Source organism: Serratia sp. AR11 (assembly GCF_056376275.1).
In genome coordinates, this window is the sequence record NZ_CM150739.1 from 383,036 (window position 1) to 402,334 (window position 19,299).

Annotated in this window: 19 protein-coding genes; 12 read left to right on the top strand and 7 right to left on the bottom strand. The window is 53.9% G+C overall.

The genetic code is table 11. The features are described from left to right. The first annotated feature begins 273 nt into the window (after window positions 1-273). The 3 genes from tamA to ACSOSI_RS01790 are packed head-to-tail and all read left to right on the top strand — an operon-like array spanning window position 274 to window position 6,175. Window positions 274-2,010 carry an autotransporter assembly complex protein TamA gene (gene tamA, locus ACSOSI_RS01780; RefSeq protein ID WP_218218436.1) on the top strand — a complete coding sequence of 579 codons (1,737 nt, stop codon included), beginning with the start codon at window positions 274-276 and terminating at the stop codon, window positions 2,008-2,010. Further along, on the top strand, window positions 2,007-5,825 hold the full coding sequence (gene tamB, locus ACSOSI_RS01785; protein ID WP_476706446.1) for an autotransporter assembly complex protein TamB: 3,819 nt from the start codon (window positions 2,007-2,009) through the stop codon (window positions 5,823-5,825). Before tamA ends, tamB begins: the two co-directional genes overlap by 4 nt. Window positions 5,826-5,827: 2 nt before the next feature. After that, a complete protein-coding gene (locus tag ACSOSI_RS01790) occupies window positions 5,828-6,175 on the top strand; it encodes a gamma-glutamylcyclotransferase family protein (RefSeq protein ID WP_006317485.1) in 348 nt (115 codons plus the stop codon). Window positions 6,176-6,226: 51 nt separating this feature from the next. Here ACSOSI_RS01790 and ppa read toward each other — a convergent pair whose 3' ends face one another. Continuing rightward, window positions 6,227-6,757: an inorganic diphosphatase gene (gene ppa, locus ACSOSI_RS01795; protein WP_012004923.1), complete on the bottom strand. Its 531-nt coding sequence runs from the start codon at window positions 6,755-6,757 to the stop codon at window positions 6,227-6,229. A gap of 256 nt (window positions 6,758-7,013) precedes the next feature. Here ppa and ACSOSI_RS01800 point away from each other — a divergent pair, with 256 nt between their 5' ends. After that, window positions 7,014-8,567 carry a methyl-accepting chemotaxis protein gene (locus ACSOSI_RS01800; RefSeq protein ID WP_012004924.1) on the top strand — a complete coding sequence of 518 codons (1,554 nt, stop codon included), beginning with the start codon at window positions 7,014-7,016 and terminating at the stop codon, window positions 8,565-8,567. Window positions 8,568-8,604: 37 nt separating this feature from the next. Here the strand turns inward: ACSOSI_RS01800 and fbp are convergent, their stop codons facing one another. Further along, on the bottom strand, window positions 8,605-9,609 hold the full coding sequence (gene fbp, locus ACSOSI_RS01805; RefSeq protein WP_012004925.1) for a class 1 fructose-bisphosphatase: 1,005 nt from the start codon (window positions 9,607-9,609) through the stop codon (window positions 8,605-8,607). Window positions 9,610-9,777: 168 nt separating this feature from the next. Between fbp and mpl the strand changes: the two genes are divergently transcribed. After that, window positions 9,778-11,157, top strand: a complete 1,380-nt coding sequence (gene mpl, locus ACSOSI_RS01810; RefSeq protein ID WP_112364408.1) for a UDP-N-acetylmuramate:L-alanyl-gamma-D-glutamyl-meso-diaminopimelate ligase — start codon at window positions 9,778-9,780, stop codon at window positions 11,155-11,157. A 199-nt stretch (window positions 11,158-11,356) separates the two neighbouring features. Here mpl and yhcN (ACSOSI_RS01815) read toward each other — a convergent pair whose 3' ends face one another. From yhcN (ACSOSI_RS01815) to argR, 3 genes are all read right to left on the bottom strand, one after another. Beyond that, complete coding sequence (gene yhcN / locus ACSOSI_RS01815; protein WP_012004927.1) at window positions 11,357-11,620, bottom strand: peroxide/acid stress response protein YhcN; 264 nt, start codon at window positions 11,618-11,620, stop codon at window positions 11,357-11,359. Between the two features lie 123 nt (window positions 11,621-11,743). Further along, window positions 11,744-12,007, bottom strand: coding sequence for a peroxide/acid stress response protein YhcN (yhcN, locus tag ACSOSI_RS01820; RefSeq protein ID WP_012004928.1), 264 nt, complete (start codon window positions 12,005-12,007; stop codon window positions 11,744-11,746). A 405-nt stretch (window positions 12,008-12,412) separates the two neighbouring features. Then, on the bottom strand, window positions 12,413-12,883 hold the full coding sequence (gene argR / locus ACSOSI_RS01825; RefSeq protein WP_004952803.1) for a transcriptional regulator ArgR: 471 nt from the start codon (window positions 12,881-12,883) through the stop codon (window positions 12,413-12,415). A gap of 89 nt (window positions 12,884-12,972) precedes the next feature. Here argR and ACSOSI_RS01830 point away from each other — a divergent pair, with 89 nt between their 5' ends. After that, window positions 12,973-13,098, top strand: a complete 126-nt coding sequence (locus ACSOSI_RS01830) for a hypothetical protein (RefSeq protein ID WP_259191791.1) — start codon at window positions 12,973-12,975, stop codon at window positions 13,096-13,098. A gap of 251 nt (window positions 13,099-13,349) precedes the next feature. Beyond that, window positions 13,350-14,288, top strand: coding sequence for a malate dehydrogenase (gene mdh / locus ACSOSI_RS01835; protein WP_012004929.1), 939 nt, complete (start codon window positions 13,350-13,352; stop codon window positions 14,286-14,288). 68 nt (window positions 14,289-14,356) lie between these two features. Here mdh and ACSOSI_RS01840 read toward each other — a convergent pair whose 3' ends face one another. Then, entirely contained in the window at window positions 14,357-14,617 is a 261-nt protein-coding gene (locus ACSOSI_RS01840; protein WP_012004930.1) for a helix-turn-helix domain-containing protein, read from the bottom strand. 182 nt (window positions 14,618-14,799) lie between these two features. On the opposite strand from ACSOSI_RS01840, the gene ACSOSI_RS01845 reads away from it, so the two are divergent. Beyond that, window positions 14,800-15,150 carry a DNA-binding protein gene (locus tag ACSOSI_RS01845; protein ID WP_026142164.1) on the top strand — a complete coding sequence of 117 codons (351 nt, stop codon included), beginning with the start codon at window positions 14,800-14,802 and terminating at the stop codon, window positions 15,148-15,150. Window positions 15,151-15,199: 49 nt separating this feature from the next. On the opposite strand, the gene ispB is transcribed toward ACSOSI_RS01845, so the two are convergent. Continuing rightward, window positions 15,200-16,171 (bottom strand): octaprenyl diphosphate synthase, encoded by a 972-nt coding sequence (gene ispB, locus ACSOSI_RS01850; protein ID WP_012004932.1) that lies wholly within the window; start codon window positions 16,169-16,171, stop codon window positions 15,200-15,202. A 269-nt stretch (window positions 16,172-16,440) separates the two neighbouring features. Here ispB and rplU point away from each other — a divergent pair, with 269 nt between their 5' ends. From rplU to cgtA, 4 genes are all read left to right on the top strand, one after another. Further along, the gene (gene rplU, locus ACSOSI_RS01855) at window positions 16,441-16,752 is read left to right on the top strand and encodes a 50S ribosomal protein L21 (RefSeq protein WP_012004933.1); all 312 of its coding nucleotides are present in this window, start codon (window positions 16,441-16,443) and stop codon (window positions 16,750-16,752) included. Between the two features lie 17 nt (window positions 16,753-16,769). Next, window positions 16,770-17,027 (top strand): 50S ribosomal protein L27, encoded by a 258-nt coding sequence (rpmA, locus tag ACSOSI_RS01860; protein WP_004933559.1) that lies wholly within the window; start codon window positions 16,770-16,772, stop codon window positions 17,025-17,027. A 105-nt stretch (window positions 17,028-17,132) separates the two neighbouring features. Continuing rightward, window positions 17,133-18,104 carry a DMT family transporter gene (locus tag ACSOSI_RS01865; RefSeq protein ID WP_017891378.1) on the top strand — a complete coding sequence of 324 codons (972 nt, stop codon included), beginning with the start codon at window positions 17,133-17,135 and terminating at the stop codon, window positions 18,102-18,104. Window positions 18,105-18,120: 16 nt separating this feature from the next. Next, window positions 18,121-19,293 carry an Obg family GTPase CgtA gene (gene cgtA / locus ACSOSI_RS01870; protein ID WP_012004935.1) on the top strand — a complete coding sequence of 391 codons (1,173 nt, stop codon included), beginning with the start codon at window positions 18,121-18,123 and terminating at the stop codon, window positions 19,291-19,293. The last annotated feature ends 6 nt before the right edge of the window (window positions 19,294-19,299 follow it).

Sequence of the window (19,299 nt, forward strand, 5' to 3'; positions counted from 1 at the left end):
GTCACAGTAAGAATTGGCCCAAGAGGCGGCAGTTAAGTTGTATCTAACCGCAACTTTGCCCACAATAAGCTACATATTGAGATTATGTCTCAGATTAACGCAGTATCTAGAGCGCCAAAAGATAAGAATGCGCCAGTTCACTGCGGCAGTAAAACCGTAACATGCAGCGTCTGGAAAAATGCTGAAAAGGGCCGCCGTCCTGATAGCGCGGAGTAGGCCCTGGCCCCAGAGCGAGTGTTATTACAGGAAAGTAAAATAAATTAAGGAGAACACGTGCCACGATACCGTGCCCTGTGCTTTGTGTGTGCGCTGCTCGCCACGCCTGCGGCCTATTCGGCGAATGTGCGGCTGCAGGTTGAAGGACTTAGTGGGGAATTGGAAAAAAACGTCCGGGTGCGTTTGTCGTCCATCACGCCGGAGGAGGTCAGTACGGATGGCCGTTTTCGCGCACGTGTGGACGAAGCCGTCCGTCAGGGGCTGAGAGCACTTGGCTATTATCAGCCAACCATCGACTTTACGCTGGATGACCGGCCAGGGCTGGCTCGTCCGGTGCTGCACGCCAAGGTTAATCCGGGCGAGCCGGTGCGGATTGCCGGCGCCAATATCGTGCTGGAAGGCGGCGCGAAAACCGATGACGACTATCTGGCGTTAGTCAAAAAAGGCAAGCCGACGATAGGCGAGATCCTCAATCACGGCAAATACGACAGTTTTAAAGGTTCGCTGACCGGCCTGGCACTGCGTAAAGGCTATTTCGATGCCGATATGACCAAAAGCCAGCTCGGCGTGGCCGAAGATCTGCACAAGGCCTATTGGGACATCGACTTCAACAGCGGGCAGCGTTATCGCTTTGGCCAGGTGAAGTTTACCGGCTCGCAAATTCGTGAAGACTATCTGCAAAATCTGGTGCCCTTTCATCAGGGGGATTATTACAGTTCGGAAGACCTGGCCGAACTGAACCGCCGTTTATCCGCCACTAACTGGTTTAACTCGGTGGTGGTGTCCCCTGATTTCCAAGATGCCAAAGAGAACAAGATTTTGCCGTTAGATGCGTTGGTATCGCCGCGCACGCGTAACACCATCGAAACCGGGGTCGGTTATTCCACCGACGTCGGTCCCCGGATCAAAGGCACCTGGAAAAAACCCTGGCTTAACGACCGAGGTCACAGCCTGGAAACCAGCGCCAGCGTTTCGGCCCCGGAACAGCAGCTCGATTTGACCTATAAAATCCCGTTATTGAAGAATCCACTGGAGCAGTACTATCTGCTGCAGGGCGGTTTCAAGAACGTCGATCTCAACGATACCAAGTCCGTCACTTCAAAAGCGGTGGTTTCCCGCAACTGGGATCTTTCCAGCGGCTGGCAGCGGGCATTGAACCTGACCTGGCGTCTTGACCACTTTACTCAGGGTAACGTCACCAACACCACCATGCTGCTGTATCCCGGCGTTAGCGTTAACCGCACCCGTTCGCGCGGCGGCCTGATGCCCACCTGGGGGGACAGCCAGCGCTATTCTATCGATGTGTCCGACAGCACCTGGGGGTCTGACGTAGACTTCGCGCTGATGCAAGCGCAGAACGTCTGGATCCGCACCCTGGCCGACAAGCACCGTTTTGTCGCGCGTGGGCAGGTGGGCTGGATTGAAACCAACGACTTTGAGAGAGTGCCGCCAGACCTGCGATTCTTCGCCGGTGGCGATCGCAGCATTCGTGGTTACAAGTACAAGGGCATTTCACCCCGCGACGACGACGGTAAGCTGACCGGTGCATCCAAAATGCTGACCGGCTCGCTGGAGTATCAATACAACGTGACCGGCAAATGGTGGGGCGCGGTGTTTGTCGATTCAGGCGAAGCGGTGAACGATATCAAGCAGAGCGACTTTAAGACCGGTGCCGGCTTCGGCGTGCGCTGGCAGTCACCGGTTGGCCCGGTGAAGCTGGATATCGCCGCCCCGGTTGGGGATAAAGACACCCACGGGGTGCAGTTCTATATTGGTTTGGGGCCTGAACTATGAGCCTGATAAAAAAGATTTGCCTGGGTTTCCTGATTGTCCTGCTATTGCTGATCGGCGGCGTTGCGTACCTGCTCGGGACCACCAGTGGTTTGCATTTGGTTATCAACAGTGCGGCACGCTGGGTGCCGGGGCTGGATATTGCCAGCGTCACCGGCGGCTGGCGTGACCTGACGCTGAAAGGCGTGAAATACCAGATGCCCGGCGTAACGGTAAATGCCGGGCAGTTCCATCTGTCGCTGGATCTGGCCTGTTTTAAAAACAGTTCGCTGTGCGTCAACGCCCTGACTGCGCAGGATGTGGACGTGGTGGTGAAAACCAAAGAAATGACGCCGTCCGCGCCGGTGGCAGAGACCAGCGAGCCGACCACCAACCTGAGCACGCCGTACCCCATCACTTTACGCATGCTGGCGCTGAACAACGTTAAGGTCAGCGTCGACGATACGGCCATTTCTCTTGGCCAGTTCCGTACTGGCGCGCAGTGGCAGGAACGTGCTCTGACCCTGCTGCCAACCAAAATCAGCGGCTTGTTGATAGCTCTGCCGAAAACGCCGCAGAACCCACTGCCGGAGGCCGTGCAACCGGTGGTTGAGGTGGCGAAAAAGGTAGAGGAAAAAGCCAATCAGGGCGCGAAGCCGGCTCCTCAGCCGGAAGAGAAGCCGCTGGGCGAAACGCTGAAAGAACTGTTCGCCAAGCCACTGCTGCCGGATCTGCCGGACATTCGCCTGCCGCTGGATATCACCGTTAAGGAGATCAGCGGCGAACAGCTGCGGTTGACCGGTGATACCGACGTGCTGATCACCAGCCTGCTGCTGCAGGCCAGTACTCTGGATCAGCATATCCAGCTGGACAATTTCGACGTCAAATCCCCGCAGGGCACGCTGTCGGCCCAGGGGCAAGCTACGCTGACCGGCAGTTGGCCGGTGGAAATGGTGGCCAACAGCACGTTGAACATCGATCCATTGAAAGGCGAAAAGGTTAAGCTGAACATTGGCGGTGGGCTGCGTGAAGAACTCAAGGTAGCGCTCAACCTGTCCGGTCCGGTCGGCGCGCAGCTTGATCTGCAAACCCAACTGGCCGAAGCCGGTTTACCGCTGGCGCTGACGCTGCAAAGTAAACAGCTGAAATGGCCGTTGAGCGGCGAGGCGCAATACCAGATCAACGATTTCCGCCTGCGCTTTAACGGCAAGGCAACCGACTATGCGTTGTCGACCCGCGCCAATATCAAAGGCCAGGACTTGCCACCGGCGGTACTGACGCTGGACGGTAAAGGTAACGTTGAACAGTTCAAACTGGATCGCCTGCGGTTGGCGGCCTTGCAGGGCAATACCGATCTGACCGCGCTGGTGGACTGGAGCAAGGCCATCAGCTGGAATTCGCAGCTGACGCTGAGCGGCATCAATACCGCCAAACAGTGGCCGGAATGGCCGGCGAAGTTGGACGGCAAAATCACCACCCGCGGTAGTCTGCACGGCGGCAGTTGGCAATTGCAGGTGCCGGTGCTGCAGCTCGACGGTAACGTGAAGCAAAACAAGGTCACCGCGCGCGGTACGCTCAGCGGCAACGCTGCCGGCCAATGGAAAATTCCGGGTATCGATCTGACTCTGGGTCGTAACCAACTGAACGTCAAAGGCCAACTGGACGAGAAGAGCTGGAACCTGGATGCGAACATCGACGCACCGCGCCTCGACGGCGCTTTGCCGGGACTGGGCGGTACGGCGAAAGGCTTGCTGAAACTACGCGGCAACCTGCAGGCACCTCAGTTGCTGGCAGATTTGACGGCATCTGGCCTGCAGTGGCAGGCGCTGCGCATCAACCGGGTCAAAATTGACGGAGACGTGCGATCCAGCGACCAGATCCAGGGGCAACTGGCAGTACGCGTCGAACAGCTCAAGCAAGATGCGTTGGACATCAACCTGCTGACTTTGGATGCCAAAGGCAGTGAGAAACAGCATCAGTTGCAACTGAAAATTGACGGCAAACCGGTCTCTGGCCAGTTGGCGCTGCAGGGCAGTTTCGATCGCGAGCAGCAGCGCTGGCGCGGCAACCTGAACAATACGCGCTTCGATACTCCGGTGGGGGAATGGCGGTTAAGTCGCGCCATCGCACTCGATTATCTGAATACCGCACAGAAAATCAGTATCGGGCCACACTGCTGGCAGAACCCGAATGCCGAACTCTGCGTGCCGAAAACCATCGAAGCCGGGCAGAGCGGTCAGGCCAGCGTGGTGCTGAACCGCTTTGATCTGGCGATGATCAAGCCTTTCCTCGGGCCGGAAACGGCTCTGAGCGGCGTGTTCAGCGGGCGGGCGGACGTCAGCTGGAAACCGGGCGGTGCGTTGCCGGAGGCGAAAGTCTCGCTGGTGGGTAACGGCGTGAAGGTGGTACAGCAGGTGCAGGGTAATGCGCTACCGATCGCCTTTGACAAGCTGAATCTCAACGCCGGGCTGGCCAATGGCCGTGCGCAGGCCGACTGGTTGATTAAGCTGACCAATAATGGCCAGTTTGACGGTAACGTACAGGTTGTCGATCCGCAGGTGCGCCGCAATATCAGCGGAAACGTCAACATTACCAATATTTCACTGGCGATGATTAACCCGGCGTTGATGCAGGGGGAAAAAGCCGCGGGCATGCTGAATGCCAACCTGCGTCTGGGCGGTAACGCGCAGAAACCTTTGGTGTATGGCCGTATGGCATTGGACAAGGTCGATATTGACGGTCACTGGATGCCGTTCGACATGACCGAAGGCCGGCTGGCGATGAACTTTGACGGCATGACCTCGACGCTGGAAGGCTTGGTCAGCACCACCCACGGTCAGCTTAATCTGTCCGGTGACGCTGACTGGCGTGATATCAACGCCTGGCGTGCACGCATTGCCGCCAAGGGCGATAAATTGCGGGTGACGGTGCCGCCGATGATCCGCATCGACGTGTCACCTGATCTGGTCTTTGAAGCCACGCCGCAGCTGTTCTCACTTAATGGTTCGGTAGATATTCCGTGGGCGCGTATTACGGTACAGGAACTGCCGGAAAGCGCGGTGGGCGTCTCTTCCGACGAAGTGATGCTGGATGAGCAGCTTAAACCAATACAGCCGAAAACGGCGGGGATCCCGATCAACAGCAACCTGATGATCCACGTTGGCAACGATGTGCGATTGGATGCCTTTGGTCTGAAAGCGCGGTTGAAGGGCGATCTGAAAGTGGTGCAGGATAAGAATGGCCTGGGCCTGAACGGTCAGATTGACATCCCTTCCGGTCGCTTCCATGCTTATGGTCAGGATTTGATCGTTCGCAAGGGCCAGTTGATGTTCTCGGGGCCGCCGGATCAGCCGTTGCTGAATCTTGAAGCGATCCGTAATCCGGACTCGACCGAAGATGACGTTACCGCTGGGGTGCGGGTCACCGGGTTGGCGGATGCACCTAAGCTGGAAGTGTTCTCGGATCCGGCCAAATCTCAGCAGGAGGCGCTGTCTTATCTGTTGCGCGGCCAGGGATTGGGCAGTTCCGGTGCTGATGGTAACGCAATGACCTCAATGTTAATTGGGATGGGGGTTGCACAAAGTGGTCAACTTGTGGGTAAAATCGGCGAGGCATTTGGCGTAAGCAATTTGGCCCTGGATACTCAGGGGGTTGGCGACAGTTCCCAGGTTGTCGTCAGCGGTTATGTTCTCCCAGGCTTACAAGTAAAATATGGGGTGGGCATTTTCGACTCATTGGCCACACTGACGTTGCGTTACCGCCTGATGCCTAAATTGTATCTTGAAGCGGTGTCTGGTCTCGACCAGGCATTAGATTTGCTCTATCAGTTTGAGTTTTAGCGATGCGAATAATTGTCTACGGCAGTTTACGACGCAAACAGGGAAACAGCCATTGGATGACTAACGCCCAATGGTTAGGCGAGCATGAGCTCGAAGGCTATCAGATTTATAATCTGGGCCATTACCCGGCGGCGATCCCTGGAGAGGGCACGGTACATTGTGAGGTGTACCGCATCAACTCATCGATTTTGGCTGAGCTGGACGAACTGAAAAGCAACACCAAGGACTATAAGCGCGAGCTGATTCAGACGCCTTATGGAAGTGCGTGGATCTACCTGTATAAACACAGTGTGGACGGTTACCCGCGGATTAACAGCGGTGACTGGCTGAAGCGTCTCGACGAAAAGTAAAAAAAACACCGCTCACTGAGCGGTGTTTTTTTATCGGACGGCGGTCAGGAATTACTTCTTGGCAGCACGTTCGAAAGAGGCAATGATTTCAGCTTTGGCAGCGGCAGCGTCTGCCCAGCCTTCCACTTTCACCCATTTGCCCTTCTCCAGATCTTTGTAGTGCTCGAAGAAATGAGAGATCTGTGCTTTCAGCAGTTCCGGCAGGTCGTTCACATCTTTGATGTGATCGTACTCTTTGCTCAGTTTGCTGTGCGGAACGGCAACCAGTTTCGCATCTTCACCGGCTTCGTCGGTCATCTTCAGTACGCCCACCGGACGGCAGCGGATCACTGAACCAGGCTGCAGCGGGTATGGCGTTGGTACCAGCACGTCAACCGGATCACCGTCCAGAGACAGGGTGTGGTTGATGTAACCGTAGTTGCACGGATAGAACATCGCGGTGGACATGAAACGGTCAACAAACAGCGCGCCGGTGTCCTTGTCGATTTCATATTTGATCGGATCGGCATTGGCCGGGATTTCGATAACTACGTAGATGTCTTCTGGCAGGTCTTTGCCAGCAGGGACGTTAAGCAAGCTCATGTCGGTTTCCTTTAATCAAACCAGAAATGGAGTGGCGGCTATTATAGCGGACTCTTTTGCGATTTCCTGCCCTTTTCATCACCCAAGCCCCGGCAGACAGTCATCCACTGAATTTCCAGATTAATCCTCCAGCGACGTTAAGTTTTCCCCGAGGTTGCCGATAACTTCATCAAATAATAATGAGTCGGCGAAGTCTGGCTCCGCGTTTTACCTCCTCTACGTTAGAACTCACTATTTCTGAAGCCGGGAAGAACTCATGCTAAAAAAGATTACGGTCAAGGCCGGGCTGATTGCCTTGCTGAGCCTGATGACGCTGCTGTTGATTATGGTCAGCACCATCGGCGTCAACGCCATTAACGAAGGGTCGCGATCGTTGCACACCCTCAACCAGATTTTAGGGGAAGAACTGGGGTCGCTGGCCAGTAGCTCCAACCTGACGCTACGCGCCAGAACGGCCGCCTCCTTGGCGGTGCGCCAGCGTGAAATCGGCCAGATCGAGGTATCCGACGCCACTGTGGGGCGCATCTATGATTACCTTGCACAGTCGAAACAGGAAATGGCGCGCTTTGTCAGCGTCGGCACCGTCACCGAACGTGGGCGTGAACTGTCCAGTCGCTTGCAAAACAGTTACCGTGCCTATCTGGAACAGGGCGTCAGACCGATGGCCGACGCCATCAAGGCCGGCAAGGTTGATGACTATTACGACATCCAGGAAACCAAAATCTCTGCCCTGAGCATCGCTTTCGAAAAGGACCTCAGCGACTTCCGCAGTTTTGCCATGAAGATCGGCCAGCAGCGGGTGAATGAAGCGGAAAGCAATGCCAGCACCAAGATTACCCTGATCCTGATCGCCGGCCTGCTCAGCGTGTTGCTGGCGGTACTGGCCTGGTTCGCGCTGCGGGTGATCATTCTGCGCCCACTCGATGAGTCCATCGCCCAGTTGGAACATATCGCCGGCGGCGACCTGACGCACGACATCACCGGCGAAGGGGAAACCGAAATGGGTCGTCTGATCCGTGCGATGCAGCGGATGCAGCAGGCACTGGTCAGTTCGGTCAGCAAGGTTCGTGATGCCAGCAGCCAAATTGACACCGGCTCACGCGAGCTGGCCGCCGGCAACCTGCATCTGGCGCAGCGCACCGAAGAGTCGGCCGCTTCGCTGGAGGAAACCGCTGCCAGTATGGAGCAACTGACCTCGACGGTGAAAATGAACGCCGAGAATTGCGAGCAGGCCAATCAGCTGGCGCTCAGCGTCTCTGATATTGCCAATCAGGGCAGTGAGGTCGTCAGCCAGGTGATGGACAAGATGCAGGCCATTACCGATAGCTCGCGGCGTATCGCCGATATTATCAGCGTGATGGACGGTATTTCCTTCCAGACCAATATTCTGGCGCTGAATGCGGCGGTAGAAGCGGCACGCGCGGGTGAGCAAGGGCGCGGTTTTGCCGTGGTGGCGGGTGAAGTACGCAGCCTGGCTCAGCGCAGCGCACAATCGGCCAAGGAGATCAAAGGGTTGATCGAAGCTTCGCAAAATCGGGTACAGGAAGGCGAGCAGATGGCCGAGTCAGCGGCGAAAACCATGAATGGTATAACCGGTGAGGTAGGGCGTGTGACAGCGTTGATGCGGGAAATTTCTGCGGCTACGCGTGAACAAAGCAGCGGTATTGAACAGGTTAATCTGGCGGTGGCGCAGATGGATCAGGTGGCGCAGCAAAATGCGGCATTGGTCGAGGAGTCGGCGGCGGCAACGCGCTCGCTGGAGGATCAGGCCCAGTTGTTGGCCCAGAGTATGGCGGCGTTCAAACTATAATGCAGGGGGGCGACAGGCGCCCCCCACATAGAACCGGTTATTCGTCCGGGTTCTCGGCGATAAAGCGCTCGGCGTCTTCCACCATGGATTTGGTGCCGACGAAGAACGGTGCACGCTGGTGCAGTTTCACCGGGGTAATGTCCAGAATACGGTTTTTACCGTCGCTGGCTTTACCGCCGGCCTGTTCCGCCAGGAACGCCATCGGGTTGCATTCATACAGCAGGCGCAGCTTGCCTTGCGGGTGGCTGGCGGTGCTTGGATAAATATAGATGCCGCCTTTGAGCAGGTTGCGGTGGAAGTCGGCAACCAGCGAACCGATGTAGCGTGAGGTATAAGGGCGCTGAGTGGCTTCATCCTGTTCCTGACAATATTTGATGTATTTCTTCACACCGCGCGGGAACTTGATGTAGTTACCTTCGTTGATGGAATACATATTGCCGGTAGCCGGGAAGCGAACTTTCTCATGGGAGAGGCAGAACACGCCCAGAGAAGGATCGTAGGTAAAGGCATGCACGCCATAACCGGTGGTGTACACCAGCATGGTGGATGAACCATAAACGACATAGCCGGCGGCGACCTGAGCGCTGCCTGGCTGCAGGAAGTCTTCTTCGGTCACGGGAATGCCGACCGGGGTAATGCGACGATAGATAGAGAAAATCGTACCGACCGAGACGTTGACATCGATGTTGGACGAACCGTCCAACGGATCCATCAGCACCACGTACTTGGCATTTTCAGCCCGCTCGCCGTCGAATATCACGATTTCATCTTCTTCTTCAGAAGCGATACCCGCAACTTCACCGCGTGCTTTCAATGCTGCTTTCAGCTTTTCGTTAGCGTACAGGTCCAGTTTCATCTGAACTTCACCCTGTACATTGGAAACGCCGCTGGTGCCGAGAATATCAACCAGACCCGCTTTGTTGATATCGCGGTGGATGATTTTGGCGCCCAGTTTAATTGCAGAAAGTAACGCTGTCAGCTCGCCGGTGGCGTGAGAGAAGTCGTGCTGTTTCTCGACGATAAATTCGCCTAACGTTTTCATGACACAATCCCTGAATCTACGGATGGGTAGCGGTTTGTTAACAAACCGCCAACGTATTCGCGAGCAGTGTAGCCCAAAGATGAACGCTATTCATAGGCAAATCCATTTCTTCTGGACGATTCTGAGCGTTAGAATGTGCCAACATTCGACGTACTCTATGAGAAAACTATGCGCATTCACATTCTTGGGATCTGTGGCACCTTTATGGGTGGGCTGGCGGTGCTGGCTCGTTCGCTAGGGCATGAGGTGACCGGCTCTGACGCTAATGTCTATCCGCCGATGAGCACGCTGTTGGAGAAAGAAGGGATCGCACTGATCCAGGGTTACGATCCGGCTCAGTTGGATCCTGCGCCGGATCTGGTGATCATCGGTAACGCAATGACGCGCGGTAATCCGTGTGTTGAAGCAGTACTGGAGCAGGGTATCCCTTACGTTTCCGGCCCGCAGTGGCTGCATGATTATGTGCTGCGCGATCGCTGGGTACTGGCCGTTGCCGGGACACACGGCAAGACCACCACCGCCGGCATGGCAACCTGGATCCTGGAAGCCTGCGGCTACCAGCCGGGCTTTGTTATCGGTGGCGTGCCGGGCAACTTTGACGTTTCTGCTCGCCTGGGGGGCAGCCCGTTCTTTGTCATCGAAGCCGATGAATATGACTGCGCGTTCTTCGACAAGCGTTCCAAGTTTGTGCATTACAGCCCGCGTACGCTGATCCTGAACAATCTGGAGTTTGATCACGCCGATATCTTCGACGATCTGAAAGCGATCCAGAAACAGTTCCACCATCTGGTGCGTTTGGTGCCAGGCAAGGGCAAAATTATTTTGCCTGATAACGACAGCCACCTGAAACAGGTGATGGCGATGGGCTGCTGGAGCGAGCAGGAGCTGGTTGGGGAAGAAGGCGCATGGCGTGCACAGAAACTGACGCCGGACGCCAGCCATTATGCGGTTTTCCTTAATGGTGAGCAGGTGGGCGAAGTTAAGTGGTCGCTGGTCGGTGAACACAACATGCATAACGGTTTGATGGCCATTGCCGCCACACGCCATGTGGGCGTGTTGCCTGAAGATGCCTGCCGCGCGCTCGGTGATTTTATCAATGCCCGCCGTCGTCTGGAGCTGCGTGGTGAAGCCAATGGCGTCACGGTATATGACGACTTTGCCCATCATCCAACGGCAATTCTGGCGACCCTGGCTGCGTTGCGTAGCAAGGTGGGTGGCACTGCCCGCATTCTGGCGGTGCTTGAACCGCGCTCCAACACCATGAAAATGGGCATCAGCAAGAACGATCTGGCCCCGTCGCTGGGTCGTGCCGATGAAGTCTTCCTGTTCCAGCCGCACCATATCCCCTGGCAGGTGGCGGAAGTGGCGGAAGCCTGCGTACAGCCGGCCCACTGGAGCGCCGATCTGGATACGCTGGTGGATATGATCGTGAAAACGGCTCAGCCGGGCGACCATATTCTGGTGATGAGTAACGGCGGCTTTGGGGGTATTCACGATCGGCTGCTGGAGGCTTTGGCCAACAAACCCGATCCGAAAGCAATCTACTGATTACTTAAGTAATTGACAAAATCTGTTCAGAGGGCCGATAACGGCCCTTTTTTACGCCCATAAAAAAGCCCTCGCGAGCGAGGGCAACGGGGTTCGTCGGATAGGACGACGAATTTCTTCAGAGAATCAAAGCTTACGACAGAACTCGGCAGTGGCAGTGACGAGGGTAATCAGTTCGGTAAGCCTGTCCTCTGAATTGTTATTTATAGATTTCGGCGGTCGCGTGCCAGTTGCCGTTTTCGTAGGCTTCGATCACGCGGTAGGCTTTAGCACCTTGTTTGTCGGCCTTGTCAGACAGCGCCTGACGAATATCGGAAGGTGCGCCGGTAATGCCGCTGGCGGTAATGGTACCGACAGACTGAAGATTGGTCGCCTGGTCATTTGTGATTAACGTAGCGGCAGAAGCCCCGAAGGAAACAACTGACAGCAGGCTAAGTGCGACGAGGGTAGTTTTCATGCTCATGATATTAAGTCCTGTTGTGATAACCGCCTGGAAGGGCTTTTTCAGCGTTTTTATACTTGAAGGCCGTTATCGGGGTACTGGGTTCCAGAGTTTTATTGCCCGTTGCCGGGTAACGCCTTGTACTTATTTGTAAATTTCTGCGGTCGCGTGGAAGTTGCCTTCGTTGCGCGCTTCGATCACACGGTAAGCGGTTGCCCCTTTGGCATCGGCTTTTTCAGACAGTGCCTGACGGATGTCTGAAGGTGCACCGGCAACACCGCTGACGGTGATAGTGCCTGCAGACTGCATATTTGCAGCCTGATTTGCATCAACAGATTGTGCTGCAAATGCGCCGAAAGAAAGCATGGATAGAACGCTCATGGTTGCGATGGTAGCTTTAATTTTCATTTTCTCACCTTATCGTATTCTTTTATCAGTTCCTGTGAACTGTGATTTACGTCACGGAAATGAGTATACATCTAGTAACGCGAAAAATTAATAGTTAGCTAACAGTTTCTTGTGAAACTTTATTATGGTGTTGCTTATTTTTAATAACCATATGGAATAAAAAACGCTTATAAAACGATCTTTCAATGTTAAATTTATGTAATTTCAATAAGGTAAGTGCTTTTGACCAAAAGTGCGGAAGATCACAGCAGCTATCACTAGTTACGTACCAATGTCATTGAAATGTGCTGCAGCGCGACAGGAATCTGGTTTTAAACGTGGCAAGGAATGAGGGAAAGGTAAGGATAGGGTTAAAGAAGCGCTAACAAAACGCGACGGTTAGCCGCATTTTGTTAGCGCACTACATCATAACTCTTGTTCGAACAGCGACAGGATGGCTTCGTATAACTGACGAGCGGTAAAGCTGCTGGCCGGGGTTACGAAAATAGTGTCGTCACCGGCGATGGTGCCGAGAATACCTTCTGATTTACCCAGCGAGTCCAGCAGGCGGGCAATTAACTGCGCGGCGCCGGGGCTGGTGTGGATCACCACTACGGCGTCGTTATGATCGACGTCCAGCACCAGGTTCTTCAGCGGGCTGGTAGTGGTAGGCACGCCGAGTTCGGCTGGAAGGCAATACACCATTTCCATTTTGGCATTACGCGTACGCACCGCACCGAACTTGGTCAGCATGCGCGATACTTTGGATTGGTTGATGTTTTCGAAGCCTTCTTCTTGCAGCGCCAAAACGATCTCGCCTTGAGAACTGAATTTTTCTTCTTTCAATAACGCTTTAAACGCTTTGATCAGATCTTCCTGCTTTGCGGGATTACGCATTTTGCACCGTGGAATGTTGACAGTAGAAGTGATTATTATGCATATAAATGAATTTTTATGCAATAAGATGGCGTCCGGAAAAAATAATAATGGCCGGACAATGGGGAAAGGGCGGCATTTTAACAAAATCCGTATCCCATGAATATGCCCTTTCCATGACCGAAGGATCCGTCCGTGGTGGTAAAGAAAATGTTATTAAAATGATGTTGTTCTGATGTTATGTAAGGGTGTAATGTAACCGCCGGTTAACTTGCTCGTGAATAACCTCGCAGTATTTTTGATTAGTGTGCGCTATGCCCTTAATGCATAAGCGATTTAATCTAAGATAAGCGCGACATCGGTCGATTTATTGCGCCAGTTCTCAAACAGACTGTTAAGAGATTGTTTTTAAAGGTGTAATAATTTAAGGTCCGTACCCAACATATTCACGGCGCTTTATATATTTAAGATAATAAAGGAGTATAGGATGAAAGTTGCAGTTCTCGGTGCTGCTGGCGGTATCGGCCAGGCCCTCGCCCTTCTACTCAAAACCCAGCTTCCTTCAGGTTCTGAACTCTCTCTCTACGACATTGCCCCCGTTACCCCAGGCGTTGCCGTCGACTTAAGCCACATCCCAACCGCAGTTAAAATCAAAGGCTTCAGTGGCGAAGACGCTACTCCAGCTCTGCACGGTGCAGACGTGGTACTGATCTCTGCCGGCGTTGCACGTAAACCAGGCATGGATCGTTCAGATCTGTTTAACGTGAACGCGGGCATTGTGCGTAATCTGATCCAGCAAGTGGCAACAACCTGCCCGAAAGCCTGCATCGGCATTATCACCAACCCGGTTAACACCACCGTGGCTATCGCAGCAGAAGTGCTGAAGAAAGCCGGCGTGTATGACAAAAACAAACTGTTTGGCGTGACCTCGCTGGACATTATCCGTTCCAACACCTTCGTGGCCGAGCTGAAAGGCAAGCAGCCGGAAGAGTTGAACGTACCGGTTATCGGTGGGCACTCTGGCGTGACTATCTTGCCGTTGTTGTCACAGATCCCGGGCGTAAGCTTCACTGACCAGGAAGTTGCCGATCTGACCAAGCGTATCCAGAATGCGGGTACTGAAGTGGTTGAAGCTAAAGCCGGCGGCGGGTCTGCAACTCTGTCAATGGGCCAGGCGGCGGCGCGTTTCGGCTTGTCTCTGGTTCGTGCGCTGCAGGGCGAAAAAGGCGTGGTGGAGTGTGCTTACGTGGAAGGCGATGGCAAATATGCCCGCTTCTTCGCACAGCCTCTGGTGCTGGGTAAGAACGGCGTTGAAGAACGCAAGGACATCGGTACTCTGAGCGCATTCGAGCAGAAAGCGCTGGACGATATGCTGGATGTTCTGCACAAAGATATCGAACTGGGCGAAAAGTTTATCAATAACTGATCATTCAGTGGTGCATGAGTATGCATAGGCCGCCGGACAGCGTACCGGCGGTTTTTTTATGCCTGTAGCTATGTGCGGATGCGGGCTTTTCGATCCAGCAGGTGATGGGTATGTGGGTCGAAATAACGGCTTGGCCAGATCTCCGCAGGATGAATGTTAAGGGCTTCAGCAATTAACCATTCCCCTTTTGGCCAGGGGCGCGACAGCGCGTTTGCCAGTGTTGATGAGCTAAGCCCCGCCTTGCGCGAAACCGCCGCCAGTGTTGTCCCCTTCTTACGTAGAGCCGCAATGATATCCGCCGGATGCCAGTCCTTGTTCCTTGAGTTCATGTTTGCATTCCTTTTTTGATTAGCGAAAGTTCTGTTAGTGGTATAACTAACAGGTCAAGATTAATCGTTTGAACAACATGAAGCGCTTATACGGAAACTAGGATACCACTAAATTTCTTAAAAAATATCCCATAAATTTCCAAAAAAAAGATATTTGCCGACTTTGCCCAGAGAACATGGCTATGAAAAAAGAGTGGTTTGCCGCCAAGGAACTGACAGGCGTGGCAGGATTACCTTCCTCACCACAGGGAATAAATTTGATGGCACGTCGGGAAGGCTGGAACAGCCGTCGGCGCAAGGGCGTGCAGGGGAAAGCGCTGGAATACCATATTGACAGCCTGCCTGCGGGAACGCGCAATTTGCTGGTTTTGAAAGAAGAGCCTGCCAGCTATCAGGTTGAACGCAAAGATCCGCTAGTCGTGTGGATTGAGTACTACTATCACCTGACAGAGTGCGAACGTGAGAAGGTATTGGCGTTCTTGGTACGAGAAGGGATCGGTAGCTTGCTGGCACGTATTTCAGCAGATAAATGATCAGACCCGCAGTGCGGGTCTGTGGAAACAATAATATTCTTATAGTTTCTTAAAAATCGCGTTGGACCGCAAGATGCGCTAATCCTTCCAGCGCGGAACGATGTGGCGATTCGGGTAGAACCTGCAACGCGGCAATGGCCTTGTCAGCCTCTTCCTCAGCCCGTTGGCGGGTATACTCCAGTGAGCCGCATTGCTGCATGGCTTGCAACACCGGTTCCAGCAAATGACGGCCGTTACCCTGTTCAATCGCCCCGCGGATCATGGCTTTCTGCTCGCCTTCGCTGTTATGCATGGCGTGCAGTAGCGGCAATGTCGGCTTCCCTTCATTGAGATCGTCACCGGTATTTTTGCCCAGTGTACTGCCGTCGGCACTGTAATCGAGCAGATCGTCGATCAACTGGAAAGCGGTGCCGAGATAGCGACCGTAATCCTGCAGCGCTTTTTCTTCAGCAACGCTTGCGTCTGACAGGATCGCCGAAGATTGCGCCGCCGCTTCAAACAGACGTGCGGTTTTGCTGTAGATCACCCGCATGTAGCTTTCTTCGGTAATGTCAGGATCGTTGACGTTCATTAACTGCAGAACTTCACCTTCGGCAATCACGTTGACCGCCTCAGACATCAGTGCCAGCACGCGCAGCGATTCCAGACTGGTCATCATCTGGAAAGCACGCGTATAGATGAAGTCGCCGACCAGGACGCTGGCGGCATTGCCGAAGGCGGCATTGGCGGTGGCCTTGCCGCGGCGCATATCTGATTCATCCACCACGTCATCATGCAGTAGAGTTGCGGTGTGAATGAATTCGATCAGCGCGGCAACGGTAATGTGTTTATCACCCTGATAATGCAAAGCCCGCGCCGCCAGAACGGCGATCATCGGGCGGATGCGTTTACCGCCACCACTGATAATGTAATAGCCAAGCTGATTGATGAGCGTGACATCGGAATTCAGCTGTTCGAGAATTGTTGCGTTCACGGCCGCCATATCTTGCGCGGTTAACTCGGTAATTTGCTCTAGGTTCATTGTATTTTTTTCAGCTGTGTTTCTCTTCACCGCGTTGAGATCGCTGCTCACATCGGTACATGGCGGTAACTGTCCCTCTGATTGTACTTGAAAAACGGCCCAGATAAACGCCATGAAAGAAACTGTGCTTTTTTTCTTCTTTTTTCTGCTTCTGGTCTTATTCTGCTCTTGTCATACGCTGGATTATTGCGTAGAATTCGCGCCCTATTGTGAATATTTATAGCGCGCTCTGTACTGAACAGTTGGGCACGCGGAAAGCGGAGTTTTATATGTACGCGGTTTTCCAAAGTGGTGGTAAACAACACCGAGTAAGCGAAGGTCAAACCATTCGCTTGGAAAAGCTGGACATCGCAACTGGTGAAGCAGTTGAGTTTGACCAGATTCTGATGATCGCTAATGGCGAAGATATCAAAATCGGCGTTCCTTACGTCGATGGCGGTAAGATCAAAGCTGAAGTCGTTGCTCACGGTCGTGGCGAGAAAATTAAGATCGTTAAGTTTCGTCGTCGTAAGCACCATCGTAAGCAGCAGGGCCACCGTCAGTGGTTCACTGACGTTAAAATCACCGGCATCAGCGCTTAAGTTAGGGGAGCAGATTAATGGCACACAAAAAGGCTGGCGGCTCGACTCGTAACGGTCGCGATTCAGAAGCTAAACGTCTGGGCGTAAAACGCTTTGGCGGCGAAGCAGTACTGGCAGGCAGCATCATCGTTCGTCAGCGCGGCACTAAATTCCACGCTGGTACCAACGTGGGTTGCGGCAAAGACCACACTCTGTTTGCTTTGAAAGACGGTAAAGTCAAATTCGAAGTTAAAGGCCCGAGCAATCGTAAATTTATCAGCATCGAAGCTGAATAATTTTTCGAGCCTTACTAAATAGATGTAAGCCCCGCAATTCGTTGCGGGGCTTTTTACATTTATGGGCTGCTTATGTATCGGCCCGTCAGCGCTGGCAAAGGTAAGATGGAAACAAAACAGCAGGTCGGAATTGGCATTTCTCTGGCGGTGACTACGGCAGTTTGCTGGGGCGCATTGCCGATTGCGATGAAAGAAGTGCTGGTAGTGATGGATCCGTTTACCATCGTTTGGTATCGATTTACCATGGCTGCACTTGGGTTGGGGCTGATTTTGGCCGTGCGCGGCAAGTTGCCGCCGGTGACCCTGTTCCGTCAACCGCGCTGGTTGTTGATTCTGGCCATCGCCACCGCAGGCCTGCTGGGGAATTTTATTTTCTTCAGCTCTTCGCTGCAGTATCTCAGCCCGACAGCATCACAGGTGATCGGCCAGTTATCGCCGGTCGGCATGATGTTTGCCAGCGTGCTGATTTTAAAAGAGCGGATGCGCATCACTCAGGTGATTGGCGCGCTGATGCTGATCTGCGGGTTGCTGTTGTTTTTCAACGTCAGCCTGATTGAGATTTTCACCCGCCTGACAGATTACACCCTTGGGGTGCTGCTGGGTGTGTGTGCGGCAATGGTCTGGGTCACTTATGGCGTTGCGCAGAAAGTGTTGCTGCGTCGATTAGCCTCGCCGCAAATTCTGGTAATGTTGTACACTTTATGTGCAGTGGCGTTATTTCCTCTGGCCAGGCCGGAGGGGATTTTCCAGCTCAGCGGCTGGCAATTAGCCTGTTTGCTGTTCTGTGGTGCCAACACGTTGATTGGTTATGGTGCGCTGGCTGAAGCAATGGCGCGCTGGCAGGCGGCACAGGTGAGTGCGTTAGTTACGCTGACACCGCTGTTTACCCTGCTTTTTTCAGATTTATTGGCGCTGGCCTGGCCACACGTATTCGCCGCCCCGACCTTAAATGTCGTCGGCTATGTCGGTGCTTTCGTAGTGGTAGCGGGCGCCATGTTTTCCGCAATTGGTCACCGTTGGTGGCCGCGACGGGCAGAACCCCGCCTGGTTGCTCCTTTGAAGCAGCCCGGTGAATGATTTACGGAGACGGTAAATGAAGTTTGTAGATGAAGCAGCGATCTTGGTCGTTGCAGGTGACGGTGGTAATGGTTGCGTCAGCTTCCGTCGCGAAAAATATATCCCGAACGGCGGGCCTGATGGCGGTGACGGCGGCGATGGCGGCGACGTCTATCTGTTGGCGGACGAAAACCTCAACACGCTGATCGACTACCGCTTTGAGAAATCTTTCCGCGCCGAACGTGGCCAGAATGGTCAGAGCCGTGACTGTACCGGTAAGCGTGGCAAAGATATTACCATCAAGGTTCCGGTCGGTACTCGCGTGCAGGATCAGGGCACCGGCGAAATCCTCGGCGACATGACCCGTCACGAGCAGCGTCTGATGGTGGCGAAGGGCGGTTGGCACGGTTTGGGCAACACCCGTTTTAAATCATCCGTTAACCGTGCTCCGCGTCAGAAAACGCTGGGCACCGCCGGTGAGGCTCGTGACATCCTGCTGGAGCTGCTGCTGCTGGCGGATGTGGGTATGCTGGGCCTGCCGAACGCCGGCAAGTCGACCTTTATCCGTGCAGTCTCTGCTGCAAAGCCAAAAGTTGCCGACTATCCGTTTACCACTCTGGTGCCAAGCCTGGGTGTGGTACGTATGGATCACGAGCAAAGCTTCGTGGTTGCCGATATTCCGGGGCTGATCGAAGGTGCCTCTGACGGCGCTGGCCTGGGTATTCGCTTCCTGAAGCATCTGGAGCGCTGCCGCGTGCTGTTGCACCTGGTGGATATCGCCCCGATCGATGAATCTGATCCGGTAGAAAACGCCAAAGTCATCATCAACGAGTTGAATCAGTACAGCGAGAATCTGTCGCAGAAGCCACGCTGGCTGGTTTTCAACAAGATTGATGTGATTGGTGAAGAAGAAGCTGCCGAACGTGCCAAGGCGATTGCAGAGGGCATGGGCTGGGAAGGTAAGTACTACATGATCTCCGCTGTCAATCGTGAAGGCGTCAACGCGCTGTGCTGGGATGTGATGAAGTTTATCAATACCCAACCGAAAGCCATGGCAATTGAAGAAAGCGCGCCGGAGAAAGTCGAGTTCATGTGGGATGATTATCACCGTGAACAAATCGCTGAAGTGGAAGCTGAAGCGGATGACGACTGGGATGACGACTGGGATGAAGAGGACGACGAAGGCGTCGAAATCATTTACCAGAAGTAATCTTGT